This is a genomic window from Chryseobacterium sp. NFX27 (genome assembly GCF_049887855.1).
Lineage (GTDB): Bacteria > Bacteroidota > Bacteroidia > Flavobacteriales > Weeksellaceae > Chryseobacterium.
Genome location: NZ_JAGEKK010000002.1, coordinates 316,730 through 342,375, shown reverse-complemented (window position 1 = coordinate 342,375; position 25,646 = coordinate 316,730). Strand labels below are relative to the sequence as shown.

At 37.7% G+C, this 25,646-nt stretch carries 19 protein-coding genes; 9 read left to right on the top strand and 10 right to left on the bottom strand.

Annotation, left to right across the window (positions count from 1 at the left end):
- Position 1 precedes the first annotated feature (1 nt).
- From J4Q03_RS04135 to J4Q03_RS04125, 3 genes are all read left to right on the top strand, one after another.
- The gene (locus J4Q03_RS04135) at positions 2-1,048 is read left to right on the top strand and encodes an HlyD family secretion protein (RefSeq protein WP_426046940.1); all 1,047 of its coding nucleotides are present in this window, start codon (positions 2-4) and stop codon (positions 1,046-1,048) included.
- Between the two features lie 337 nt (positions 1,049-1,385).
- A complete protein-coding gene (locus tag J4Q03_RS04130; RefSeq protein ID WP_426046939.1) occupies positions 1,386-2,948 on the top strand; it encodes a hypothetical protein in 1,563 nt (520 codons plus the stop codon).
- 15 nt (positions 2,949-2,963) lie between these two features.
- A complete protein-coding gene (locus J4Q03_RS04125) occupies positions 2,964-4,352 on the top strand; it encodes an aldehyde dehydrogenase (RefSeq protein WP_426046938.1) in 1,389 nt (462 codons plus the stop codon).
- 37 nt (positions 4,353-4,389) lie between these two features.
- On the opposite strand, the gene J4Q03_RS04120 is transcribed toward J4Q03_RS04125, so the two are convergent.
- Together J4Q03_RS04120 and J4Q03_RS04115 are read right to left on the bottom strand one after the other, a co-directional pair.
- Positions 4,390-6,618, bottom strand: a complete 2,229-nt coding sequence (locus J4Q03_RS04120; RefSeq protein WP_426046937.1) for a hypothetical protein — start codon at positions 6,616-6,618, stop codon at positions 4,390-4,392.
- Positions 6,619-6,801: 183 nt separating this feature from the next.
- Entirely contained in the window at positions 6,802-7,374 is a 573-nt protein-coding gene (locus J4Q03_RS04115) for a thioredoxin family protein (protein WP_426046936.1), read from the bottom strand.
- An 80-nt stretch (positions 7,375-7,454) separates the two neighbouring features.
- Here J4Q03_RS04115 and J4Q03_RS04110 point away from each other — a divergent pair, with 80 nt between their 5' ends.
- The 3 genes from J4Q03_RS04110 (at position 7,455) to J4Q03_RS04100 (ending at position 9,972) form a co-directional block, all read left to right on the top strand.
- Positions 7,455-8,339 (top strand): lysophospholipid acyltransferase family protein, encoded by an 885-nt coding sequence (locus tag J4Q03_RS04110; RefSeq protein WP_426046935.1) that lies wholly within the window; start codon positions 7,455-7,457, stop codon positions 8,337-8,339.
- A gap of 5 nt (positions 8,340-8,344) precedes the next feature.
- Positions 8,345-9,322 (top strand): glycosyltransferase family 2 protein, encoded by a 978-nt coding sequence (locus J4Q03_RS04105; RefSeq protein WP_426046934.1) that lies wholly within the window; start codon positions 8,345-8,347, stop codon positions 9,320-9,322.
- A 92-nt stretch (positions 9,323-9,414) separates the two neighbouring features.
- Positions 9,415-9,972, top strand: a complete 558-nt coding sequence (locus J4Q03_RS04100; protein WP_426046933.1) for a 3'-5' exonuclease — start codon at positions 9,415-9,417, stop codon at positions 9,970-9,972.
- Positions 9,973-10,036: 64 nt separating this feature from the next.
- Here the strand turns inward: J4Q03_RS04100 and apaG are convergent, their stop codons facing one another.
- The 4 genes from apaG to J4Q03_RS04080 form a co-directional block, all read right to left on the bottom strand.
- Entirely contained in the window at positions 10,037-10,426 is a 390-nt protein-coding gene (apaG, locus tag J4Q03_RS04095) for a Co2+/Mg2+ efflux protein ApaG (RefSeq protein WP_116012523.1), read from the bottom strand.
- 79 nt (positions 10,427-10,505) lie between these two features.
- A complete protein-coding gene (odhB, locus tag J4Q03_RS04090) occupies positions 10,506-11,768 on the bottom strand; it encodes a 2-oxoglutarate dehydrogenase complex dihydrolipoyllysine-residue succinyltransferase (protein WP_426046932.1) in 1,263 nt (420 codons plus the stop codon).
- 40 nt (positions 11,769-11,808) lie between these two features.
- Positions 11,809-14,625: a 2-oxoglutarate dehydrogenase E1 component gene (locus J4Q03_RS04085; protein WP_426046931.1), complete on the bottom strand. Its 2,817-nt coding sequence runs from the start codon at positions 14,623-14,625 to the stop codon at positions 11,809-11,811.
- Positions 14,626-14,749: 124 nt separating this feature from the next.
- Positions 14,750-15,790 carry an SRPBCC domain-containing protein gene (locus J4Q03_RS04080; RefSeq protein ID WP_426046930.1) on the bottom strand — a complete coding sequence of 347 codons (1,041 nt, stop codon included), beginning with the start codon at positions 15,788-15,790 and terminating at the stop codon, positions 14,750-14,752.
- 244 nt (positions 15,791-16,034) lie between these two features.
- On the opposite strand from J4Q03_RS04080, the gene J4Q03_RS04075 reads away from it, so the two are divergent.
- On the top strand, positions 16,035-17,495 hold the full coding sequence (locus tag J4Q03_RS04075) for a S41 family peptidase (RefSeq protein WP_426046929.1): 1,461 nt from the start codon (positions 16,035-16,037) through the stop codon (positions 17,493-17,495).
- A 99-nt stretch (positions 17,496-17,594) separates the two neighbouring features.
- On the opposite strand, the gene J4Q03_RS04070 is transcribed toward J4Q03_RS04075, so the two are convergent.
- From J4Q03_RS04070 to glgB, 4 genes are read right to left on the bottom strand one after another with little or no spacing between them, the layout of a single operon-like run.
- The gene (locus J4Q03_RS04070) at positions 17,595-18,863 is read right to left on the bottom strand and encodes a glucose-1-phosphate adenylyltransferase (protein ID WP_426046928.1); all 1,269 of its coding nucleotides are present in this window, start codon (positions 18,861-18,863) and stop codon (positions 17,595-17,597) included.
- Between the two features lie 14 nt (positions 18,864-18,877).
- Positions 18,878-19,414 carry a hypothetical protein gene (locus tag J4Q03_RS04065; protein WP_426046927.1) on the bottom strand — a complete coding sequence of 179 codons (537 nt, stop codon included), beginning with the start codon at positions 19,412-19,414 and terminating at the stop codon, positions 18,878-18,880.
- Between the two features lie 4 nt (positions 19,415-19,418).
- On the bottom strand, positions 19,419-20,825 hold the full coding sequence (locus J4Q03_RS04060) for a glycogen synthase (RefSeq protein ID WP_426046926.1): 1,407 nt from the start codon (positions 20,823-20,825) through the stop codon (positions 19,419-19,421).
- A 55-nt stretch (positions 20,826-20,880) separates the two neighbouring features.
- On the bottom strand, positions 20,881-22,830 hold the full coding sequence (gene glgB, locus J4Q03_RS04055) for a 1,4-alpha-glucan branching protein GlgB (protein ID WP_426046925.1): 1,950 nt from the start codon (positions 22,828-22,830) through the stop codon (positions 20,881-20,883).
- A gap of 203 nt (positions 22,831-23,033) precedes the next feature.
- Here glgB and J4Q03_RS04050 point away from each other — a divergent pair, with 203 nt between their 5' ends.
- The gene (locus tag J4Q03_RS04050; RefSeq protein ID WP_426046924.1) at positions 23,034-24,155 is read left to right on the top strand and encodes an alpha/beta hydrolase-fold protein; all 1,122 of its coding nucleotides are present in this window, start codon (positions 23,034-23,036) and stop codon (positions 24,153-24,155) included.
- A 4-nt stretch (positions 24,156-24,159) separates the two neighbouring features.
- The gene (locus J4Q03_RS04045) at positions 24,160-25,575 is read left to right on the top strand and encodes a leucyl aminopeptidase family protein (RefSeq protein WP_426046923.1); all 1,416 of its coding nucleotides are present in this window, start codon (positions 24,160-24,162) and stop codon (positions 25,573-25,575) included.
- The last annotated feature ends 71 nt before the right edge of the window (positions 25,576-25,646 follow it).

Here is a 25,646-nt window from a genome sequence, read left to right as displayed (position 1 = left end):
AATGACAAAGAAACAACTGACACAAAAGGAAAAAAGAATCAACAAGTCGATTACGCTTCTGGCCTGGATCCTGATCATCAGCGGTATCACCGGCATGGTAAGCTTCTATCTTTTCTCAAGGAAAAATGTCACCACCAACGATGCCCAGATCGAACAGTATATTACCCCGGTTTCGAGCAAAGTTTCAGGATTTATTAAAAGCATACGGTTTGAAGAAAATCAGTTCGTCCGTAAAGGAGATACCCTGATCTTGATCGACAACAGGGAATTTGTCAACCAGGTAAAAATAGCTGAAGCAGGCCTCAATGCCAACGCTGAAAATATTACTACGATTGAAAGCGGTGTGAACACAAAAGAAAGTGATTCAAAGATTATTGATGCCAGAATTGCCTCAGCAAAAATTGATATATGGAGAACGGAACAGGATTTCACAAGATATAAAAACCTTGTCTCTGAAGATGCGGCCACCGAACAGCAGTTTGAAAATGTGAAAGCATCTTATGAGCAGGCCAAAGCCAATCTTTTAGCCTTAGAACAACAGAAAAATGCCATAAAAGCCGGTGCTAATGAACAGCAGACTAAAGTGGCTCCGGTAAAAAGCCAGATCCGGCAGAGCTCCGCAAACCTGAACAATGCCAGACTTTTTCTTTCCTACACCGTGATCACAGCTCCGTATGATGGCTGGGTAGGCAAAAAAACAATTCAGGAAGGCCAGCTGATTAAAGAAGGCCAGGCTCTGGTACAAATGGTAAGCAAGGAAAAATGGATTATTGCCAACTATAAGGAGACGCAACTCGGCCAGATTGATACGAAACAGGAAGTAACTATTACTGCAGATGCTTATCCTGATCTTGAGTTTAAAGGGAAAGTAGTTTCCATATCACCTGCATCAGGCTCACAGTTTTCTCTGGTAAAGCCTGATAATGCCACGGGAAACTTCGTCAAGATCGAACAGAGATTTCCTGTAAAAATTATTCTCGATACCCATCAAAATAACGAAAAACTGCTTTCCGGGATGAATGTCCTGGTGAGCGCGAAGAAGATATAAAGTTTTTGTGTGGGAGGGTTTTAGAGTATTAGAGTATTAGAGTATTAGAGTATTAGAGTATTAGAGTATTAGAGTATTAGAGTATTAGAGTAAAAATAGTATCACGGCTCAAATTATCAAATTCCTAAATGAACAAATTAGCCGGATTAAATTTTTTTTAGCGGAAAGACAGAACTGCAACGACAGGCTTCTGAGTATTCTTAAGCGTTTGTCATCTTACCTTTTACTTTTACACCCTGCTTTTTGTCTTTCTGCATTTTTATTCCGATGAAATGATGAGAAAACATCAATATCTTTTCCATCAAACAACCATCAATTATCACATTTACAATTCCTTATGCAGCATAATACAGTTTATCACAAATGGGTCCCGCAATGGCTGAAACTGCCGCTTCTGGTGCTGGCCTTGTTTCCCCACCTGATGTTGTTGTCACTTTTGCATTCCAACAGTGCTTTTACCTCCTCTTTTATGGACGTAGACTCAGATGACATCCAGTATTTAATGATTCTGATGTATGGAACCTTTGTGGTTACCCTTTTGGTCTTGCAGAGATTTATGGCTTATTTCAGCGTTAAATATTATGTTTTGCTGATGTCTTCTATTTCCGTAATCATTCTGTATATTCTGTCGGTTACCAATAATTATTCGGTAATTCTGGTCATACGATTCCTGGAAGGCATTTTCGGATTACTGGAAGGTGCTATTTTTCTTCCGCTGATCATTGCCGAACTAAAAACAAAACACGCCAAGGTAATCGCTTATCTTTTCATGTATACCATTATGCTGACAGGTGGAACAGTAACTACATCATTGCTTAAATCGAGCATTGAAAATTATGATTTCCGGCATATGATCTTAATGATGGTTTATTTTCATGTTTTTGTCCTGATTATCGGAATCGCTCTTTTCAATACCAACAGATTTTTCCCTAAAATGCCGCTTTATCAACTGGATATTACCAGTTGGTTTCTGCTATGGGCCTGTCTTCAGTCAGGAGGATATGCCATCATTTACGGAAAAAGACTCATGTGGCTGGAGTCAGATACCGTTATTATGTGTCTTTTTATATTCCTGCTTTCGGGAGGATTGTTTATGCTTAAACAGAGAAATTCCAAAAGACCGATTTTTCATTTTGAGGTTTTCAGCTCAAAAAATGTCATTGCCGGGATGATCCTGTTCTTTATTTTTTATCTGATCCGTTCAGGTCTGAATAATGTGTACAGCATGATGGCAACGGTCTGGAAATGGCCATGGGATTATATTGTTAATATTCAATACTGGAATGTGGCAGGAACGCTCATAGGTATTCTTCTCTCCGGGATCTGCCTGATGCGGGGCATTTCTTCAAGAATCGTTTTCTTTACCGGATTTCTGCTGCTGGCACTAGACTGTGCATGGTTTACGTATACATTTTATCCGGACACTACCCTCTCCACGATCTGCCCGCCTTTATTTCTGCAGGGACTTGCCCAGGGATTACTGTTTACACCTCTTGTTTTCTTTCTCATTTCCGGAACACCGGAAGAATATGTCGCCAATGCAACGGCTCTGGGAACTACAACCCGTTTCTGGACCACTGCGATAGGGTATGCTTTAATGCAGAATCTGATGCTTTATTTAACGTTAAAACATTCTGATACTTTAAGTTTTAATCTGACAGATACCAATCCGGTTTTCTACAGCCAGTGGAATCAGATTTTTGGAGCCCACCTATCCAGACTTCCTGTGAATGAGTCCTTATCAATGACTGCCGGAGCATTTAAAGCAAAAATAACGGCCCAGTCCATCCTGCTTTCCAATATGGAAATCTTTACCGGACTGTTCTGGCTGGCTTTGATCACCGCCTTGACCTTACTGCTTTATCATCCTGTGAAAATTGCAGTGAGAAATATTATGTGATTTTAGGCCGAAAATTTGCTATACTTTCCGAAATTTGAGAGTATGGAAATTCAGGAAATAGTAGATCGTCAGAAAGCCTTTTTCAAAACACAGCAAACGAAGAATATCAAGTTCAGAAAAATGTATCTTGAAAAGCTCCGGGATCTTATTGTAAAAAATGAAGAGTTCTTGTATGAAGCTATTTATAATGATTTCGGCAAATCGAAATTTGATACTTTTACCACAGAACTCTCTTTTGTTCTGAATGATATAAATTATTATCTGAAGAACTTAAATGCACTTTCAAAACCTAAAAGAGTCAGAACCAACCTGGCCAATCAACTGGGGAAAAGTAAAATTTATCCGGAACCTTTGGGGAATGTTCTTGTTATAGGCGCCTGGAATTATCCTTATCAATTATCACTTTCCCCTGTCATTGCAGCATTGGCGGCAGGTAACTGCTGTATTTTAAAGCCAAGTGAAATTGCTGAAAATACGATGAAAGCAATGGCAAAAATCATCAATGAAAATTTTCCTTCTGAATACCTGTATGTTTATAAAGGTGGTATTGATGAAACCACAGAACTCTTAAAGTTAAAATTCGACAAAATATTTTTTACCGGAAGTACCAAGGTTGGAAAGATTGTTTATCAGGCTGCCGCGGAAAGTTTAACGCCTGTAGTTCTTGAATTAGGAGGCAAATCGCCTGCTATTGTAACCAAAGATGCAGACCTTGAGGTAGCTGCCAAAAGAATTGTATGGGGAAAATTTCTCAACGCCGGACAAACCTGCGTGGCTCCTGACTATCTGCTGGTCGAAGAATCTATCCATGAACAGTTTCTGGAAATGCTGAGAAAATACGTGATGGAATTTAAATACGGACCGGATTCTGAACAGTATACAAGAATTATCAATCAAAGAAATTTCCAGCGACTGATAAAGATGATCAATAAAGAAAAAGTATATTTTGGAGGAAATTCCGATGAAAAGAAACTCTTTATAGAGCCTACCCTTCTGAATAACGTAAGCTGGGAAGATGATATTATGCAGGAAGAAATTTTCGGACCTATACTGCCTGTTATGAGCTTTACAAATTTTAATCTGGTTCTTACGACCATCCTGGAACTTGAAAAGCCACTAGCCGCCTATCTCTTCACCCGGAATTCTGAAGAAAAAGAAGCGTTCACCACTAAATTATCGTTTGGTGGCGGATGCATTAATGATGTGATCATGCATTTAGGAAATGACCGTCTTCCTTTTGGAGGTGTCGGGAATTCCGGTATCGGAAATTATCATGGTACTTATGGCTTTGAAGCCTTTTCTCATCAGAAATCTATTCTTGAAAAAGCAACCTGGGGCGAACCTAATATTAAATACCCGCCGTACTCTGAAAAAAAATTAAGCTGGATCAGGAAATTGCTGTAAATAAAAAACCGGGAAATTTTTCCCGGTTGTACTTTTATTATAAAATTGTACCATCCATATTAACCCAAGCAATACCATTGCAAAGGATTTTCTTTTTCAAATCTTTATCATAGTATTCAAATCCTTCGAATTCTAAGGATGGAGTTGGTCGCTGAGCCGTTGTACCTTTAGATTTAGCCGGCGGAAAGCCATTTCCATCAACAAGTTTACCTGTAAAAGCATTAATAAAATAAAATTTTTCATCTCCGTACTTATAATACATGATATCAGGAAGAGGTGTTTCCGGAAGATCATGTAGGGATTCTACCATTAAAAGAGTTGTAGATTTCCACCAATCTGAGGTTTCATTTCCGCTTGTTGAATAATCCATGCAAAAATCTGCCACTAACCTTGAGGAACCTCCGGGCTTATTCCTGATAAATCTAATGAAGCCCTGTTCTGATGATGATTTTTCTATCATAGCATGGATGTCATTTATAGGAAGAGAAATTGCATTTGCTGTATTCCCCATTTTTCTCTTCATACCAAAAGAAAAAACATTATTATCATCAATTCTGGCAAAGCCATTATTTTGAGTTTTTAAAACAGTAGCATTTATAGTCCGTTCAATATTTCTATCAACAGAAATTCCATTATCTGGATATTCATTTTCAGATAATGAAATATTTACAACAGGCTGGATAGATGCAAGCCTCTTCTTTTCGAAAGAAAAAGCATTTATATACAGATATTTTCTTGTTTCTTCAGAAATTATGCTATTTGGAGAAATCAAATTCATAAAACGATCTATCGCTATTGAATTAAAAGATATATTGATCTTTCCTAATTGTAATTCTTCATCATTAATCTCCATTATATTACGATATCTTCCGAAGGTATCACCTGATGAAAACCAAGCTCCTGATGAAATTTTAATAAAATCTGAATAGTTTTGAATTTCAAAATTATACCCAAACCACATACAATTAACGGAAGATATCCTGAAATTCTGAACATCATCAAAAGGTAAGACTTCAATCTCTGCACTCTTTCTAGCAGATGAGCTGTTATTATTTTCAGAATAACAGTTGATAAAAGACAAGGATGTAAAATTTGTTTTATCGACAGTAACGTCACCAGCAATAGCTGTAGGATCAATTAAAAATGATTGGATTCTACTGCTTTCAAAAATACAATTATCAAAGTTACAGTTAAGAACAGCAGATGGATCATTTTTAAAGTGATAGTCATTATCAAAAATATAGCAGTTTGAAAAGATTGTTGAAGTACTGGTGCTTTTCAAATTTTTATGATAATATATGGCAATATGATTTTGTGATATATCTGTATTGATAAATTTTGAAGATATTAAAACTGAAAGTTTCAAGCCGTAATGAAAATTCCTAAATTCACAATCCATAATATTTACTGATGCATCATCTGTAATAGCCAGACCGGTACTTTCCGTATTAGAGCCCAGCCCAACTACGGATATGTTTTTCATATACAATGTTGTGTGGTTAAATAACATACCTGTGGCAACTTTTGTATATAAAAAAACATTGTTTCCTTCATAAAAAAATGTAGTTTTATAATCATTGATTGCTCGGCCATTAAGTTTTTGAGACGGATAACCTCCTATGATCATACATGATGAAACGTCAACACTGTCATTGAATTTAAAAGTGCCTTCTCCGATATTTATTACCCTATGCGAAGAATAAACTTTAACAGGACTTTTTATAGCGTTTCGCAGATATTGGGTATTGTCCGGATTATTTTCATCAAGTCCGAACCATTCCGCATTCACAACAGCAAGGCCATCTACTAAAGTATTTTCAAAGATATAGGCTTTCTCATCAGCAATAACTTCTTTACAGTTGGTAATTACTCCATTCTTAAACCTACCGTTTTCAAATTTCAATGTACATCCATTCGGAATAACTACTGTTCCGTTAAGCAAATCTATTTCCCCATCAATAACTACAATATGATCATTTTTATAGTGAGAAATAATGAATAATCCAAAATTTCCAAAATATTTATAGGAAAAATCCCCAATAAATATATGTTCAAGCTTAATATTGCCTACTTCTATTATACTTCCACCATCATCAACTCTATTTGTGGAAGATAAATAATAAGGAATGGGTGCAGGTGTATCTCCTTTTTCATAATATCCTAATAATAAAACTCCTGAAAAGAGACCTGTTTGCAAATCACTAATTTCAGAAGTGGAAAGAGATCTTATTTCCAACATTGTGGACTTAACTAATAAATTACTCATAAGTCGTTGATTAAAATTCAGATACAATATAAATTAAAAATAGATCAAGAAATGAGATTTTATAATTAATTCTTATTAACTCTGAAATAACAAGTAAAACAATATATAAATTATACAAATTCAGAAAATATTTTATATGAAAAATTGCTAATAAAAAACCGGGAAAAATTTCCCGGTTTACTTTTATGACTTTGGAGCCCATTGGTTAAAGAACTCTTTTACTTTTTCTTTGCTGTATCCTTTTCCTTCTTCAAGCACTGAACTGTCTTTTAAAACATGGATCATTTTTCCGTTTTTATCTAAAACTATGAAAAAAGGATAGCCAAGCTTTTCTTTAATATCTACATATTTAGCAAAGACTTTTTCATTTTTATTATCAGGAGAATAATTCAAATGATAGTATAAATAGTTTTTATCTACAGTTTCCTTCAGCTCAGGAGTGCTTTGAACAAAATTATTAAAACGGAGGCACCAGATACACCAGTTTCCACCGGCCTGGATCACAATATTTTTTCCTTCTTTTTTAGCCTGGGCAATTAACTTATTGATATCAGCTTCAGCATTAGCTTTAGGATCATAAGGTTTGGGAAGTTTTGCTTTTTCCTCTCCTGCTTTCTTCTTTGCGTCCAGCTCTGCATGATCAGTTTTTACCAAAAGGGCATTATCCTGCTTTCTTGTTTCCGGTACATTTTTGGTATCCTGAGAAAAAGCAAGTGTGCTTAGCCCAAGGAAGGCTATAATCGACAATTTTTTCATAACATAAAAATAAAAAAAATAATACTTATTGCAAGCAAAAATAGAACCATAATTTTATTATCACTAGATTTGCATGTTTTATGAATTTCCTAATCAAAATATTATATTTCATTTCTAAACTTCCGCTTAAAGTATTGTATATTTTTTCGGACGTTATGTTCTTTTTAAATTACTATCTGGTAGGCTACCGGAAGAAGGTGATCACACAGAATCTACGCAATTCTTTTCCTGAAAAATCTGAGGAAGAAATAAGAGCCATAAGAAAGAAGTTTTATCTTAATTTTTCAGATTACCTTGTAGAAACCATTAAATCGTTCAGTATTACTGAAACGGAATCCCGGGTAAGAATGCAGCATATCAACCAGGAGGCTTTCCATGAGGCTAAAGCGGAAGGTAAAAACGTTATCATGCTTGCCGGCCATGTCTTTAACTGGGAATGGATGAATGCTTTCGCAAGAATTATTCCGCAGAGTCACTGCCATCCGGTATACAGAAAGGTAAACAGTGATTTCTGGGAAAATCAGATGAAGAAAGTGAGGAATAAGTTCGGGAATGAAGCTCTGGAGGCCAATGAAGTGATCAAGAATATCTTCAGATCAAAAAATGACGGTGAATCGGCCTATATGTTTGTAGCAGACCAGACGCCGCATGTTGCCCACGTCAATTACGGATTAGAGTTTCTCAACCAGAGGACCCCTGCCTTTATAGGATATGATAAACTGGCTACCAGAATGGACCTTGCCTTCATTTACTGTGAAATGAAGAAAGTAAAAAGGGGATATTACCAGGTAAATTATCACAGAATCTATCCTGACGGTGAAAAGTTTACAGAACATGAAGTGGTAAGGAAATTTCATAAGCTTCTGGAAAATACTTTACATAAGCATCCGGACAATTATCTCTGGTCACACAGAAAATGGAAATACCAGGAGTCTATCAAAACGTTTGACGTTGAAAAAATATAATTCTGATGCCGAAAAATTTAGCAGTTGTCATTTTAAACTGGAACGGTAAAAACTGGCTTGAAAAATTTCTCCCCAGTGTCGTCAGCTTTTCTCAGGATGCAGATATTTATGTCATAGACAACCTTTCTACCGATGACTCAGTAGAATTTATACAGGCTCATTTTCCTGCGGTAAAAATTGTTAAAAACAATCACAATTATGGTTTTGCAGGCGGGTATAATGAAGGTTTAAAGGAAATAAAGAACGAATATTACTGCCTTCTCAATTCTGATGTGGAGGTTACTGAAAACTGGACCATTCCTGCATTGGATTTATTTGAAAAAGATCCTTCAATCTCAGCTGTACAGCCTAAAATTTTATCTTTCAACAATAGAAAACAGTTTGAATTTGCCGGTGCTGCCGGAGGTCTCATTGACAATCTGGGTTATCCTTACTGCCGTGGACGTATATTTGATGAACTTGAAGAGGATAACGGTCAGTATAATGATGAAACAGAGATTTTCTGGGCTTCAGGATGCTGCTTTTTTGTGCGCTCAAAAGATTTTTGGGAGCAAAATGGTTTCGATGAACGATTTTTCGCCCATCAGGAAGAGATTGATCTTTGCTGGAGACTGATCAATTCAGGAAAAAAAATATTCTATACAGGAAAATCAAAAGTATATCATGTAGGTGGCGGAACCCTGAATAAGCAAAGTGCCCGGAAGACCTATTTAAACATCAGGAATAATCTTTCTATGATGCTGAAAAACCTGCCGTTTCCTAAATTGATAGGATTACTATTTTTCAGACTGTGCCTGGATGGAATTGCCGGAATTTATTTCGGATTAAAGAATGGCTTCCCACACCTTTGGGCTGTTGTAAGAGCTCATTTCGGTTTTTACGGGCAACTTCCGGGAACATGGAAACTGCGTCAGAAGCATCAGATAAATAAATTCTACCAGTCGAAATGGCTGATCTTCAGACATTTTTTAGGCGGTAAATAGGCTTGCAAAAAAAATCATAACTTGGAAACTTTAAACTCTGAACATTAAACCGGCAACCCATCACCATCATTCATAACTTATAATTTAATACAATGGATTTCTGCGCAATAGATTTTGAAACAGCCACTCACGAAAAAAGCTCAGCGTGCGAAATGGGTATCTGTGTTGTTCAGGATTCGAAGATCGTGGAAACGAAAACATGGCTGATCAAACCACCCAGTTTTCCTTATTTCAGCAGATTTAATATTGGGGTTCATGGGATAACTCCGGAAGATGTGAAGGATGCCCCTACTTTTGATGAGATCTGGTATGAAGCTGAAGAAATGATGTACGGAACCCTGATGATTGCGCATAATGCAAGTTTTGATGCGGGAGTCATGCGAGGCTGTTTTGAACATTACGGAATGTTTACTCCAAAATTAAATTACCTCTGTAGTATTCAGCTGGCTAAAAAATCATGGAATTATCTTCCGAAATACGGACTGAAACATCTGGCAGAGCATCACCAAATCAACCTTAATCATCACCGGGCCGGAGATGATGCGGAAGCCTGTGCAAAAATTGCCCTGCTCGCTTTTGAAAAATTAATCATCACTGAGAATGAAGAAATACATGATTCTTTCTTGAATAAGTATATTAAAAAGCTATAAGAAAAAAACCTTTTTACGGCTGCTATTCACATCAGTATCTTTTCTACAACCTCAAGCAATACTCCTAATTGCTTAACACTTCAGACAGCAGATTAAACTTTGGAATCTCAATTTCAAAAGTTTCCTGAGTCTCCATGTTTTTAACCAGGTATTTTCCGCTCATATTCCCTACTCCGGACCGAAGCATTACATTGGAGAAATAAGCGAAATTTTCGCTTACAGGAATCTCTGGTGTCAATCCTATTACACCATCTCCTGTAATCTCAGTATATCCAAAGCCTACGTCGAAGATCAGCCATTTTCTTTTCAGTACTTTAATCGGAAAGCTGCCGTCATTTTCTATTGTAATATTATACTTGAAGACGTAACGGTTTTCAGATGGATAACTGTTTTTACTATCATATTCAGGTATTACTGAAACTTTGATATTGGAAGTCATTTTTGAGAACATCATCTTAGTATTTCTTTAACAGATACAAAAATCTCGCCTTTTTTAAGGCGAGATTGTAAGTATATTATAATTTTATTCAAATTTATAATCCAAGGCCTTTTCTTTCGTCACCACCCATCAGTAATTCAACAGGATTGTCGATACCTTCTTTTACGGCTACAAGGAATCCTACAGACTCTTTTCCGTCGATAATTCTGTGGTCATAAGACATTGCTACATACATCATTGGTCTGATTACTACCTGCCCGTCAACCGCTACCGGTCTCTGAATGATGTTGTGCATTCCAAGAATAGCAGACTGTGGAGGGTTGATGATTGGTGTAGACAACATAGATCCGAAAGTACCACCGTTTGTAATAGTGAATGTACCGCCAGTCATTTCATCAACTGTGATTTTACCGTCTCTTACTTTAGTTGCAAGATCTTTGATATTGGCTTCAACACCGGCGAAAGACATGTTTTCAGCATTTCTCAATACCGGAACCATCAATCCTTTAGGACCTGAAACTGCAATTGAGATATCACAGAAATCATAATTGATCTTATAATCTCCGTCGATAGATGCATTAACGTCCGGGTACATCTGTAATGCTCTTGTTACCGCTTTTGTAAAGAAAGACATAAAGCCTAGTCCTACTCCGTGCTTCTGAGCAAATTCTTCTTTATATAGTTTTCTTAATCTGAAGATTTCAGACATGTCAACTTCATTGAAAGTCGTCAACATAGCTGTTTCATTCTTTACAGAAACTAATCTGGAAGCGATTTTTCTTCTTAGAACTGAAAGTTTAGTCGTTGTTGTAGTACGTGCACCTGTTGCAGTAGAAGGGCTTCCTCCTAAAGCAGGAACAGCAGCTAGCTCTGCATCAGTCTTAGTGATTCTTCCGTCTCTTCCGCTTCCTGAAACCTGTCCAGCCTCAATACCTTTCTCATCAAGAATCTTTTTCGCTGCAGGAGATGGAGCTCCTGTTGCATACGTTTGTGGAGCCGGTGCCGGAGCAGCTGGTTTTGGAGCTTCCTGTTTAGCCGGTTCAGCAGCTTTTGGCGCTTCTTCCTGTTTTGGAGCTTCAGCTTCCGCAGCCGGTGTGCTTGCGCCTTCAGGTCTTGCAGCATCCATATCAATTAAACAAACTACCTGGCCAACCTGTACTACATCACCCTCTTCTGCTTTTAACGTGATTATACCGCTTTGTTCTGCAGGCAATTCAAGAGTTGCTTTATCTGAGTCTACTTCTGCGATTGGCTGATCTTTTTCTACATAATCACCATCTTTCACAAGCCAAGTTGCAATTTCAACTTCTGTAATGGATTCTCCCGGTGAAGGAACTTTCATTTCTAAAACTGACATATTGAGTATTTTTTATTTTTTAATTGGGTATTATTCTTAATTACGCTGTAACGGGTCTTTTTGCAGGAGCATCATCTCTGTCGAAAACTCTGTTGATCACTGCATTCTGGTTTTTCTCAAACATTTTATGGCTTCCCGGAGCCGGAGCACCGCTTGGTACCGGAGCAACTACCTGGATTCCTGTATCTCTGAAATTTCTCAGGATATAAGACCATGCTCCCATATTTTCAGGTTCTTCCTGAGCCCAAACCAATTGTGTTCTGTTGCCATATTTGCTGAAGATTGTTTCCAATGCATCTGCCTGAAGCGGATACAGCTGCTCTAATCTTACCAGAGCAATATTTTCACAGTTAAGTTCTTCTTTCTTCGCTAATAATTCGAAGTATAGCTTACCTGAACACAATACTAATTTTTCCACTTTTTTAGGATCTGCTGTAGGATCGTCCAATATCGGCTGGAATGAACCGTTTGCAAAATCTTCTAATGGAGAAACCACTTTCGGATGTCTCAACAGAGATTTAGGGCTCATTACGATCAACGGCTTTCTGAATGTCCATTTAAGCTGTCTTCTTAATAAATGGAAGTAGTTGGCAGGTGAAGTGATATTGGCTACCACCATATTTTCGTTCGCACAAAGCGTTAAGAATCTTTCTAATCTTGCTGAAGAGTGTTCTGCTCCCTGTCCTTCCGAACCGTGAGGCAACAGCATGACCAATCCGTCCTGGATCTTCCATTTTTCTTCTGCAGCAGCCAGATACTGGTCAACGATGATCTGAGCACCGTTCACGAAGTCTCCGAACTGAGCTTCCCAGATCGTCAGCGTATTAGGAGAAGCCATTGCATATCCGTAGTCGAAACCTAGAACTCCGTATTCTGAAAGGTGAGAGTTGTATACATCAAATCTGCTTTCTGACACATGTCTTAACGGGATATACTCTTCTTCTGTATCTTCAGTTTTCACTACCGCATGTCTGTGGGAGAACGTTCCTCTTTCCACATCTTCTCCGGAAATTCTAATGTTGTGACCTTCCACCAAAAGTGTTGCATAAGCCAACCATTCTCCAAGAGCCCAGTCTAATGAATTCCCTTCGATAGCCTTAACACGGTTATCAAACAGTCTTGTAATTTTATTGATGAACTTTTTATCAGCCGGAAGAGATGACATTTTAATCGCCAGCTCTTTAAGCTTTGCCAGGTCATATTTTGTATCTACAGGAATCTGAACTGCACCTCTTTTTCCGATCGGATAATTGGTCCAGTCTTCTGCCATGAAAAGATCCATTGCATTTTTCTCAATCTCTTTGGAAGCATCAAAGTCTTTATCTAGAAGTGCTTTGAACTCTGATTCCATTTTAGCAATAAGATCATTGGATGTAATGCTGTCCTTAAGTAATTTATCTTTATAAATTTCTCTTGGGTTCGGATGTTTAGAAATTAGTTTATACAGATTAGGCTGCGTGAATCTCGGCTCATCACCTTCGTTGTGTCCATATTTTCTGTATCCTAATAAATCGATATAAACGTCTTTTCCGAATTTCGCTCTGAAATCTGCTGCAAAATGCATGGCATGAACTACCGCTTCAGCATCATCAGCATTAACGTGCATTACCGGAGATTCCGTAACTTTTGCAATGTCTGTACAGTATGTTGACGATCTTGCATCAGCATAGTTTGTTGTAAATGACACCTGGTTGTTGACAACGATGTGAACAGTTCCTCCTGTTCTGTATCCTTCTAAGGTCATCATCTGAGCCACTTCATAAGCAATCCCCTGACCTGCAATAGCACCGTCACCATGGATTACGATAGGAAGGATCTTGGAACCGTCTCCTTTGTATTTGTCATCTATCTTAGCACGGCAGATCCCTTCTACAAGAGCTGCTACAGTTTCAAGGTGAGATGGGTTCGGTGTAAGGTTGATGGCTACTTCTTCTCCGGAAGCGGTTTTCACTTTTTTAGATGATCCCAAGTGATATTTAACGTCCCCTGAGAATACATCTTCTTCAAATTCTTTTCCTTCAAATTCTGAGAAGATCTGCTTGTAAGATTTTCCAAAAATGTTGGATAAAACATTCAGTCTTCCTCTGTGGGCCATTCCCAATACCACTTCATCCACTCCAAGCTGAGAAGATCTTGAAATCAGCTGGTCCAGTGCCGGAATTAATGTTTCGCCTCCTTCCAGAGAGAATCTTTTCTGTCCAACAAATTTTGTGTGAAGATAGTTTTCAAAAGCTACTGCCTGATTTAACTTCAATAAAATCTCAGTTTTTTCATTGGCAGAAAGGCTTGGGTGGTTTTCGTTCACCTGAAGCCACTTCTTGATGAAATCTTTTTCTTCAACGTTGTTGATATAGGTATACTCTACCCCGATAGAATCGCAGTAGATATTTTCCAAATGCTTGATCAGATCCTGTAATGTAGCAGGCTCTTTCATTCCTGTTTCAACAGCACAGTTGAATTTTGTATTTAAATCCTCCTTGCTCAAACCGAAGTTTTCGATGTCTAAAGTAGGCGTATAATGTCTTCTTTCTCTGACAGGATTTGTTTTTGTGAACAGGTGCCCTCTTGTTCTGTAAGCCTCGATAAGGTTTACTACCTTGAACTCTTTTTTGATGTGCTCAGGAACTTCTCCGCCGGCTACTGCCTGAGAGATCTGCTGTACTGCCGGAGCAGCATTGGCCGGAGCCTGGATGTATTGGATGTTATCGTCATCTCCATAGTTCTCCAAAGCAAAATCAAAGCCTTGAAAAAAGGCTTTCCATGATGGCTCTAAAGAATCCGGGAATTTTAAGTACTGTTGGTATAAATCCTCAATTAACTGAGAATGAGCTGCGTTTAGGAATGAAAATCTGTCCATTATTACAGTTTATCTATTATTAAAATTTATTTGTAGAATTAATCTTCAAATTTAATAAAAAAAACCGAGTTAAGACAGCCTGAAACCGTTAAAAAAAATTAAGAAAAAAATAATCGAAAAAAAATTACTTAAACACTGATAATGAGAGCTTAATATTCACCTCCTGCCCTTCAATGGGACGTTCAATAAAGGTCTGACGGATATCTCCGAAGCGCATCTCGTCTTTTTTCGCCTTCTGAATCAGCTGCTGAACTGCCCGTATTCTTCCTTCATAGCTTCCTTTGTAGTACATCACATAATTTTGGGAAGGGTTTACAGTCCGGAAATTGAAATTGTTATCCGGAACTCCTATCTTTTTGGAAAGGGGAATTCCCATGAAATAAGAAACTTCTTTGTCTTTGTAGTTATCGGCATCGGTAATCAGGACCGGAAAGCCGAATTCATCGTCTTTTTTACCAAGATCCATGGTAACATAGTTATAAACCTTGCTGTAATTCATAACGATGTTTTTATACAAAGCTTCTTTCTTGTTTGATGCACTTACATTGATACCCAGCAACAGTTTATCTTCCTCATTTTCCACCATAAGACTATCATATTTGATGGAGGCCATCTGGTTGTCTTTTTCCACCTTATTGCCCAGTACATTTTTCAGATTGACCATGCTTTTATTAATATTTTCGGCAAAACGGTCTTCTGTCCAGAAATTTTCCACTCTTCTGAACACGGAGAGTTTAGGCGTGTGCACATACCATGTAATCTTTGTTTTATCTGCAGAAACAGGCTTAAACTGGACATCCACCACTGTTGGGCTTTCATTTCTGTCTTCAAAAAGCTGATATCTCAAGCTTTTAGCGGGGTTTTCATAGCGGATGAACATTTCCCCGTCCGTATCGTTTTTCGGATCTACATAGCTTATTGCACTTCCCTGGCCTTCGTAAGGGGTATAATAATCGATATCGATTGATGGTGAACTTGTGAAAAAATTGTTCCAGCGGGTAAAATGCTGAAGATTATTAAACTGGGAAAAGACTTTATCTATGGGATAATCTACTTCTTTTTCTATCTTAAAATCCTTGTTTTCGTCCACGAAAAAATACATGGAAGCAGCATAGGCTCCTACCACAAGAACAAGAATTACGGCTATAACTTTAAAAAAACGCATCACGCAAAAGTAAGACAAATAAAAAAAGTAACCAATATCTCAGTTATTTTGAAAAAGATCATTTCAAAAATAAACTACTATATAAAAAAGTGAATTATTCAAATTACACTTTTTTAAAAAAGCTCATTATTATTAGCAATTTTAATTATTAATATGCTATTTTATAAAAATAACTCCACTTTTAAACACTGAATAACGGTATATTTTTTGATGCATGAAAAAGCCTAAAATTAAATATTTTTCTATGAAGAAGTTATTTGTATTTCCTTTTATTTTACTTTTTTCAACGGGCTTTTCCCAGTATTCAATTTCAGAGATCCCAGAAGACGGTTATCTCAAAGATTTTGATATTGCAGTTGACATTATCCAAAAACAACATCCTAATCCTTACAGGTTTCATAGCAAAGAAACCATTACCAGAAAGCTGGATTCCCTGCGTAATGAAATTAAAAAAAATCCGGGCTATATCAATTTGCTGATTAACAACCCTACAAGAATCATTGGTGATGGTCACAGTTCTTTTGGCACTGATTCCAATTATTTTGAGGATGTTATGAATTCCATCTCCTATTTCCCTCTTTCAACGTATGTACATAATGGTGCTATATATGTAAACGGAGCTAACAAATATGCTATTGAAACAGGCAGTGAGATCACCGAAATTAATGGTTTAAGCGCGGATACTATTCTGAAAAGAATTCCTAAAGCTGCAGACGGAAATATTAAAGTGGAAGATTTGGATATATCTTTCAATATTCCTTTTATTTTAAAAAACCGCACCAATGATTATACTTTAAAATATAGAGCTTTAAACGGAGCGCAGAAGACAGTGAAAGTAAGTGGCATACAATATCCTCAGTATTATTACGAAACCAAGCATGCTGTACTCCCCATTGACTTAGTTTCGGAAAACTACGGAATTTACGGTTATAAAATAGATCCGGAAACGTATTATTTATCGGTAAAATCTTTCTCCTACGATGAAAGCTTTTTTTACGAAAGATTAAAAAAATATTTCCAGGAAATAAGGGATCTGAAATCTAAAAAACTTATCATAGATATCCGTAATAATTCAGGTGGTGCCATCAGTAACGTAGCATTATTATATTCTTTTATAGCAGCAGAGAAAAGCTTTAATAATGAGTATAAATACGGAACTAAAGTTGTTGATATCAATTATACCAACTATCTGATAGATCCTCAAACCAACCAGTATTATTCAGATAAAGACATTACGGATCTGAATAATTTTATGAGACAGCGCTTTGACAAAGGAGAAAAAGGAGACTATTATTTTGGAAATTCAAGGCTTGATAACACTTATATAAAAAGCTACCCAAGAGATGGATTGTTTTTTGACGGCAAAACTTTATTGTTGACCAATAACCGTACGTTTTCTGCTGCCACTTATTTTGCTTCTTTATTCAAAACTGAAAAAAGAGGAGAAATTGTGGGAAAAGAAACAGGCTCATGCAGTAATTTCACCACTGCTGCATGGTTTCTATCTTACAGGCTCCCTAATACTAAATCCACCCTTTCCATTCCGCGGACGGAAATTTTCTTTAACAGTAATGATAAAGAAAATGTTGCCCACTGCACAGGGGTAATCCCTGATCATAGTATTAAAAGTGATTATTTTTTAAAATCATTAAAGGAACAGAAAGATCCGGAGTTAGAATATTCCTTAAAACTGCTTTCTCAATAAAAGCGTGAAGCTTACTATATACAGAAAGAGGAAACCTTTATTGGTCTCCTCTTTTTTATTGAGAACTAGTCAGACTAGTCAATTAGTCACATCTTTTTATTAACCTATATGGGTTCCCGAAGGAAGCACAGCTCCTTTTTTCACCACTACAATTCCATCCTGAACGGAATAGGTTCCATAGTCGCCGTCCGGAATATGTTTTCCGCCAATAATCTTCACATTGTCGCCGATATAGCAGTTTTTATCAAGAATAGCCATTTCAATATAGCAGTATTTTCCGATTCCCATATTCGGATATCCGTTTCTGTCATTGAGTACAATTTCGGTCGTATTCTGGTAAAAATCGGCACCCATCACGTAAGAATTGACGATGGTGCTTCCTTTATCTATTCTGGTTCTGTTTCCAATCACGGAATTTTCAATCTTATCGGCCATAATGATGCATCCGTCCCCGAAAACAGCTTTACTTACGTAAGAACCGTTAATTTTGGACGGCGGAAGCATCCTTGCTCTTGTATAAATGGGTGAAGAGGAAAACAGATTAAACTGCGGAAAATCCTGACACAGATCCAGGTTGGCTTCGTAGAAAGATTCTATGGTTCCAATGTCTGTCCAGTAGCCTTCATACTGGTAGCTCAGTGTTTTATATTTCCCTATAGAATTTGGAATGATATCTTTCCCAAAATCATCCCCGGCTCCATCTTCGAACATTTTTTTCAGAATGGTTCTCGTGAAAATATAAATACCCATCGATGCCAGATATTCTTTTCCTTTACGCTTATTTTCTTCTGAAACTTCAGATTTTAAGCTGTCCAGAACCTCATATTCCGGTTTTTCATAGAAGGACGTGATATTACCGTCATCATCAGACTTTAAGATCCCGAATCCTGTAGCATCTTTTGCCACCACGGGAATAGTCGCAATTGTCACGTCGCCACCATTCTCAATATGAAAATCGAGCATTTCCCTGAAATCCATCTGATAAAGCTGGTCACCGGAAAGGATCAGGATATAGTCATAATCATATTTTTCCAGATGCTTCATCGACTGGCGGACAGCATCTGCAGTTCCCTGATACCAGCTGTCATTTTCAACATTCTGCTCTGCTGCGAGAATATCTACAAATCCTTTGCTGAAAATATCAAAGTGATAAGAATTTTTGATATGTGAATTTAAGGAAGCTGAATTGAACTGCGTTAAAACAAGGATCTTATTGAGTCCCGAATTCAGACAGTTGGAAATAGGAATATCTACCAGCCTGTATTTTCCTGCAATAGGAACTGCCGGTTTCGATCTTGAATATGTTAACGGGAATAATCTTGTCCCTCTGCCGCCTCCCAAAACAATGGAGATTACATTTCGTTTCATAGGTATCTTGCGTTTTATTGAATTAAATTTACTGTTTTTTTCTTAGTATTTACCGCTAATCTAAAGCACTCTTTATTTTCGTATTTGAGTTCATTATTATACACAATGACCCTAAATTCACCTTCATTATTGAGTTCAAACACTTCTTTGTCTACATTATAAATTTCTATATAATGTTTTTTAAGTTCATCCCTGAATAATTTATTCGTAATCAGAACATCCATGACATCTACTTTCTTCACTACGAAATCATCAATATCCTTATTGTATTTTTCTTTCCAGTTCTTCCCGAATTTTTTTTCAATTGCAGTGTAGGTCCTTTTATTTTCTGCATCTGCATTATGCATCTCTTTTTGGCTGATCGTACATCCTGAAACAGCATAATATTTAATTTTCCATTTTTCAGAGAGGCCTTCCGCTGCCTCATAAAAAGCCATTCTCGGATATCCGTAAGTATAAATCCAATAATATCCGCCATGGTAATTTCCATCATCTTCTTTGCATGAAAAAATCATGATCATAATCAGCAAAAGAGATCCGGAAACTTTCATGACATCAGTTATTATATAAAGCTATATATTTTTCTGCAGATTTCTCCCATGCAAAATCAAATTTCATATTGGCGTTGATAAGGTCTTCCATAACTCCTTTTTGGTTATAGATCCCCAATGCCCTGTTCATGGCATGTACTATATCATCTACTCCCGGGTAGGTAAAATTCAATCCTGCCCCTCCGGTTGAAATATCTTCCACTGTATCTCTGAGGCCTCCGGTATATCTTACAACGGGAACAGTCCCGTACCTCATAGAATACATCTGGTTAAGTCCGCACGGCTCCACTCTCGATGGCATCAGCAGAAAGTCTGCGGAGGCATAAATCTTGTGGGAAAGATATTCTTTATATCCCAGATCCAGTGCAAAATTGGTATACGTGTAGGTATATTCCTTAAGCTTATTTTCAATATAAGCATCTCCGGAACCCAGGATCATAATATTCAGTGCGCCATAACTCTGTTTAATGCTTCTCCAGACTACATCCGGCAGGAAATCGGCTCCTTTTTCGGTGGCAAATCTTCCTATAAAAGCAAATAGAGGAAGTTCCGGTTTCAAACCATATTCTTTGCAGAGCTTTTCTTTATTTTTTTTCTTTTGGGCTACTGCATTTTTAATATTAAAATTAAAATCCAGCATCGGATCTGTCTCCGGGTTCCATATTTCCGTATCAATCCCGTTGATGATTCCGTATGCTTTTCCGAATTCCTGGCGCACCAGGCTTTCCAGTCCGCGGAAGCTGATAAACAGTTCTTCGAGATAGCCTTCAGAAACGGTTGTAAAAGCATCTGCACATTTAATCATGCTTGCCAGTGGATTCATCAATCCGTTCCAGTCCATCAGTCCCCATTTGTAGGAATCAAAAAATGGCATATAATTCGCCATATTCCAGCTCATCATTCCCTGGTACTCTCCATTGTGGATGGTCCCGATAGTTTTCACTCCTTTCAAAAATTCAAATTCAGGACAGTGCTGGGTCATAAAAGGCACCAGACCTGTATGATAATCGTGGCAATGCAATACATCCGGACGGATCTTCATAGCACTCAGCCAGTGAAGCACTCCATGCTGAAAAGCTAAAAACTGGAAGCTTTCATCCTGATATCCGTAAGGATTTTCCCTGTCTAAAAGCCCGGGAATTTTCACCATATACAATTCAAATCCCAAAGCATCCGTTGTCTCCTTCATGACCTGAACCTGAAGCATATTCTCTCCCTGATGAATAAAACCATCAAAAACTATGTCAAACTCGTGATCATGAATAAAAGATTTATTATACCAGGGCATTACAACCTTGGCATCTATTCCCTTTATTTTATTCTGATACTTCGGCAGTGCTCCCACCACATCTGCAAGACCACCTACTTTTGCTACCGGATAACACTCTGTACTTAAATGATATATTACCATAATTTCACTTTCATTTGTATTTCATCAACCTCTTTTTTAACCGTCATCATAATGATTATTTCTTATGTAGTTTTATTCTCTGTAATTTATATTTTTTATCTTTTCTCTGTCTTAAAATAATTCCTGCCATTGGCGGAAGTTTAATTGTAACAGCTTTTGGATGCCTCATCCATTCTTCCTGCTTTTCATTCAGAATATCAGCATCTACACCGCTTCCGCCATATTTCTGATCATCTGAATTAAATATAACTTCCCAGTGGGTTCCTGCATTGACTCCGATGGTATATTCCAAAACCTGTGGAATCATGTTGAGAACAACCATCAATACATCGTCTCTTCTTTTACCTTTTCTGAGATAGACATACACCGAATTCTCGAGATCATCTGCTTCCACCCATTCAAATCCGTTTTTATCAAATTGATTTTCATAAAAAGCAGCCTCCTTCCTGTACAAATGATTCAGATCTCTGATGAGTGTCTGTATTCCTTTATGAACCGGATACTGAAGCAAATGCCAGTCGAGGCTTCTGGTAAAATTCCATTCACCGGTCTGTGCAAATTCGTCTCCCATAAAGAGAAGTTTGGCTCCGGGATGGCTATACATATAGACATATAGTGTACGGAGATTGGCAAATTTCTGCCATTCGTCACCCGGCATTTTATAGATCAGACTCGCTTTTCCGTGCACGACTTCATCATGCGACAGCGGCATCATATAATTTTCATTATACATGTATACGGATGCAAAAGTGATTTTATGGTGGTGGTATTTTCTGTTTTCAGGGGCTTCTTTAAAATAATCCAGCGTATCATGCATCCATCCCATCATCCATTTCATTCCGAAACCTACTCCGCCATCATGAACGGGCTTTGTAAGCATAGGAAAATCCGAACTTTCCTCAGCGATCGTAACAATACTGTCACCAAATTCTTTATATACTGCTGTATTGAATTCCTGCAGGAAAGCCTTGGCTTCAAGATTTACATTTCCCCCTTCAATATTGGGTTCCCATTCTCCTTCGTTTCGTGAATAATCAAGATGAAGCATAGAGGTGACTGCATCTACACGAAGTCCGTCGGCATGATAACGCTCCAGCCAGAACATCGCATTGGAGATCAGGAAAGACTTTACCTCATTTCTGCCATAATTGAAAATATAAGACTTCCAGTCGGGATGAAATCCTTTTCTGGGATCTTCATGCTCATAAAGATAGGAACCGTCAAAACGGTGAAGCCCGTTGGCATCTCCCGGAAAATGAGACGGCACCCAATCCAAAATAACCCCAATATCATTTTTATGAAGTTCATTAATCAGAAACATCAGATCCTGTGGTGAACCGAAACGTGAGGTGGCTGCATAAAACCCGGTAATCTGATATCCCCAGCTCGGATCGTACGGATATTCCATGACAGGCATGAATTCTACATGGGTAAAGCCTGTTTCCTTTACATAAGGAACTAATTTGTCAGCAATATCACGGTAATTTAAATATTTATCCGGAGCGTCACTTTGCCTTATCCAGGAACCTAAATGAAGTTCATACACAGATATCGGTGCGTTCAGGCTGTTGCTTTTCCAGCGTTTTGTCATCCACTCTTCATCACTCCATTCATACCATGTTGTGGACACCAGCGAGGCTGCCTGCAGATTTTGTTCCCAGCTTAAAGCATAAGGATCACTTTTTTCCAGAATTTCACCTCTGGCAGTTTCTACAGCATATTTATACAATGTACCCCAGGTAAGTCCGGAAATAAATCCTTCCCAGATTCCCGACCCGTCCCACCGCGGAAACAGAATATGATCTTTATGATTCCAGTTATTGAAATTTCCTATAACAGAAACTTTTTTTGCATTGGGAGCCCAAACTGAAAAATAGACGCCTTTTACACCCTCTTTTTCAACAGAATGTGCTCCAAATTTCCCATACAGCTTATAATGTCTGCCTTCTTTGAAAAGGTAGATATCATGATCCGTGAACAGTGTATAGGTTTTAACAGAATTCATCAAGATATAGTTATACTTTATTATTCTCTGAAACTACGAAAATTCCCAGCAATAATGACTAATAATTGATCAAATAATTATTATGTTAATTTCCCACTTTTGGGCACAATTATCAAATATATTATTTTTTCTATTTATTTTTTTATGATTTTAAAACAATCTTTTTTATAAATTTAGCTTCAAAATTATATTAAACACATAGGATGAGGTTTGAACTTTATACTGAAGAAAGCGACGACAGAACGGTATACATCACCGGAAATTTCAACAACTGGAACCCCAGAGATTACAATTATCAGCTTAAACAGCTGGATCCGCACAATTATTTCATAGAGATTGACAGCGAAATACTTCCTGATACCGTAGAATACAAATTCACAAAAGGAGGCTGGGAAAATGTGGAGCTCGATAAATACGGAAATATTACTCCCAACCGGAAAGCTGAAAAAACAGCAGAAAAAACATCTGATGTCATAGAAAAATGGAGGCTCAACTGGGGACCTTTTAAAAAAGAGTATTTCCCCATTGCAGAAGTTATTTCCGAGGAATTCTATATTCCGCAGCTTGAACGTTACCGGAAGGTCTGGGCCGTATTGCCTTATGATTACTATGTATCCGATAAAAGCTATCCTGTGCTTTATCTTCAGGATGCCCAAAATCTCTTCAACGAAGGAAGCGGGTACGGAAACTGGGAAATCGACAAAAAACTGTCTATTCTGGCAGAATACGGACGTGGCGATGTTATTATCATTGCGATAGAACACGGCAGTGAAGAGCGTATTAAGGAATATATCTTTGACAATGACAATATTGCAAACGGCTCAGAAGGAAAAAAATACATCCGCTTTATTACGGATACTTTAAAACCTTTTGTAGATGAACATTACCGCACAAAAAAAGACCGTGACAATACAGGAATCGGAGGCAGCTCTTTAGGTGCACTGATCAGTATTTACAGCGGATTTCTTTATCCTGAAGTATATTCTAAACTGCTGATCTTCTCCCCTTCACTCTGGGTGGAACCTAACAATAATTTTCCGATGATGAGCTTCAGGGTACCTTTTAAAACCAAAATATACCTGTATGGAGGTGGCCAGGAAGGTTCCAAAATGGTAAAAAGAATTCATGTTTTTGAAGAATATTTAAAACGTTGGGAAAAAAAGAATCTTTTTGACTTTGAATTCAGAACCAGCATCAATCCGGAAGGAACCCACAGTGAATTTTACTGGTCTCAGGAGTTTCCCAGAGCCATTGAGTGGCTGTTCTATGACAACACAGAAAATCCGGTAGAAGTAAAACCACAACAACAGAGCATTAAAAATTAAGCTTATGAAACTGATCAACAAAAAAAATAAAAAATATACGCAGGTTTTCCACCTTTTCACAGAGGAAGAATGGACAAAATCCAGCAAGAATTACAATAAAAATATTTCTTCTTTTTTCTCCGGAAAGAAGCATGAGGTTTTCATTCATACCGATGAGGAAAGTATCATGTATCTGATTGGATTGGGGAAATCTACGCTACAGAATTTCGAGGTTCAGCAGGTAGCCGTTAAATTCTCCCAAACACAAAAAGACAAGCTTCAGGCCGTTCCTAGCCTCATTTTAGCAGATTTTCTGAATGAGAAACAGTTTGAAGAGTTCATAAAAGGTTTACTTTTAGGAACATACAGCTATCCTTTTGATAAAAAGCATGCTTTCTGGAATCCAAAACTGGAGATCCATTTTGAAAACCTAAGCCAGAAAAAGCTGGATGTAATCAGTTCAAGAGCCGAAGCATTGGCCAACGGACAAACAGCCTGTCAGGAATGGCTGAATAAGCCAGCCAATTTAAAAAAACCTGATATCTTAAGCCTGTTTCTGAAAAACCTGGCCAAGAAATATGAATTAAAATATACCGCATTCAACAGAAAAAAATGTGAAGAGCTTGGTCTCGGTGCTTATCTGTCAGTTAACCAGGGAAGTGCCTATGATGCCGCTTTTACCATTATAGAATACAAAACTACCGTTAAAAATGCCAAAACATTCGGGCTGGTAGGGAAATGTGTCCTTTTTGATACAGGAGGTATTTCCCTGAAAAATCCGGACAATATGCATTATATGAAATCTGATATGGGGGGTGCCACGGCAGTTATCGGAACCCTGATCTATGCCGCAGAAATGAAGCTTCCGGTGAATATAGTTGCCGTACTTCCTATCACGGACAATGCCATTTCTGAAAACGCTTTTCTTCCAAGCGATGTCATTACGGCTTATAATGGAAAAACCATCGAGGTCCTTAATACAGATGCAGAAGGCAGAATGATCCTCGCCGACGGACTTTCCTATCTTGCTAAAAACTATACAACGGATTTTCTGATTGACCTTGCCACTTTAACGGGGAGCTCTGTCCGAATGTTCGGTGATACCTGCGGAGCCATGTTCTCCAACCATGATGAGCTGAGAAATCTTCTGATAAAAACCGGAGACAATACCAACCAAAGGGTATGGAATCTTCCTTTGTGGGAGGTATGGAAAGATGATATACAGTCTGATGTCGCAGATCTGAAAAACATTTCTATGAAACCTATCGGTGACTGTATCATTGCCGCTAAATTTCTGGAACAGTTTATTGAAAACCACCCTAAATGGGCACATCTGGATATTGCAGGCGTTGCTTTTGGAAGTACGGGATACTCAAAGGAAAAAGCCGCAACCGGCTTTGGAGTGCAGCTGCTGGCCGATTTAATTGAAAATTATCATTAAAAATTAGTTTTTTAGAAAAATTCTCTGTATACTTGATTGTGTATTTTCAAAAAAGCAGTATATAATGGTTA

What these genes read in the sequence shown, in the direction of transcription:
- J4Q03_RS04045 (WP_426046923.1), top strand. Translation starts at nt 24,160, where the DNA reads ATGAAACTGATCAACAAAAAAAATAAAAAATATACGCAGGTTTTCCAC.
- J4Q03_RS04100 (WP_426046933.1), top strand. Translation starts at nt 9,415, where the DNA reads ATGGATTTCTGCGCAATAGATTTTGAAACAGCCACTCACGAAAAAAGC.
- apaG (WP_116012523.1), bottom strand. Translation starts at nt 10,426, where the DNA reads ATGATGTTCTCAAAAATGACTTCCAATATCAAAGTTTCAGTAATACCT.
- odhB (WP_426046932.1), bottom strand. Translation starts at nt 11,768, where the DNA reads ATGTCAGTTTTAGAAATGAAAGTTCCTTCACCGGGAGAATCCATTACA.
- J4Q03_RS04105 (WP_426046934.1), top strand. Translation starts at nt 8,345, where the DNA reads ATGCCGAAAAATTTAGCAGTTGTCATTTTAAACTGGAACGGTAAAAAC.
- J4Q03_RS04135 (WP_426046940.1), top strand. Translation starts at nt 2, where the DNA reads ATGACAAAGAAACAACTGACACAAAAGGAAAAAAGAATCAACAAGTCG.
- J4Q03_RS04110 (WP_426046935.1), top strand. Translation starts at nt 7,455, where the DNA reads ATGAATTTCCTAATCAAAATATTATATTTCATTTCTAAACTTCCGCTT.
- J4Q03_RS04065 (WP_426046927.1), bottom strand. Translation starts at nt 19,414, where the DNA reads ATGAAAGTTTCCGGATCTCTTTTGCTGATTATGATCATGATTTTTTCA.
- glgB (WP_426046925.1), bottom strand. Translation starts at nt 22,830, where the DNA reads ATGAATTCTGTTAAAACCTATACACTGTTCACGGATCATGATATCTAC.
- J4Q03_RS04080 (WP_426046930.1), bottom strand. Translation starts at nt 15,790, where the DNA reads ATGCGTTTTTTTAAAGTTATAGCCGTAATTCTTGTTCTTGTGGTAGGA.
- J4Q03_RS04050 (WP_426046924.1), top strand. Translation starts at nt 23,034, where the DNA reads ATGAGGTTTGAACTTTATACTGAAGAAAGCGACGACAGAACGGTATAC.
- J4Q03_RS04060 (WP_426046926.1), bottom strand. Translation starts at nt 20,825, where the DNA reads ATGGTAATATATCATTTAAGTACAGAGTGTTATCCGGTAGCAAAAGTA.
- J4Q03_RS04130 (WP_426046939.1), top strand. Translation starts at nt 1,386, where the DNA reads ATGCAGCATAATACAGTTTATCACAAATGGGTCCCGCAATGGCTGAAA.
- J4Q03_RS04085 (WP_426046931.1), bottom strand. Translation starts at nt 14,625, where the DNA reads ATGGACAGATTTTCATTCCTAAACGCAGCTCATTCTCAGTTAATTGAG.
- J4Q03_RS04115 (WP_426046936.1), bottom strand. Translation starts at nt 7,374, where the DNA reads ATGAAAAAATTGTCGATTATAGCCTTCCTTGGGCTAAGCACACTTGCT.
- J4Q03_RS04070 (WP_426046928.1), bottom strand. Translation starts at nt 18,863, where the DNA reads ATGAAACGAAATGTAATCTCCATTGTTTTGGGAGGCGGCAGAGGGACA.
- J4Q03_RS04120 (WP_426046937.1), bottom strand. Translation starts at nt 6,618, where the DNA reads ATGAGTAATTTATTAGTTAAGTCCACAATGTTGGAAATAAGATCTCTT.
- J4Q03_RS04075 (WP_426046929.1), top strand. Translation starts at nt 16,035, where the DNA reads ATGAAGAAGTTATTTGTATTTCCTTTTATTTTACTTTTTTCAACGGGC.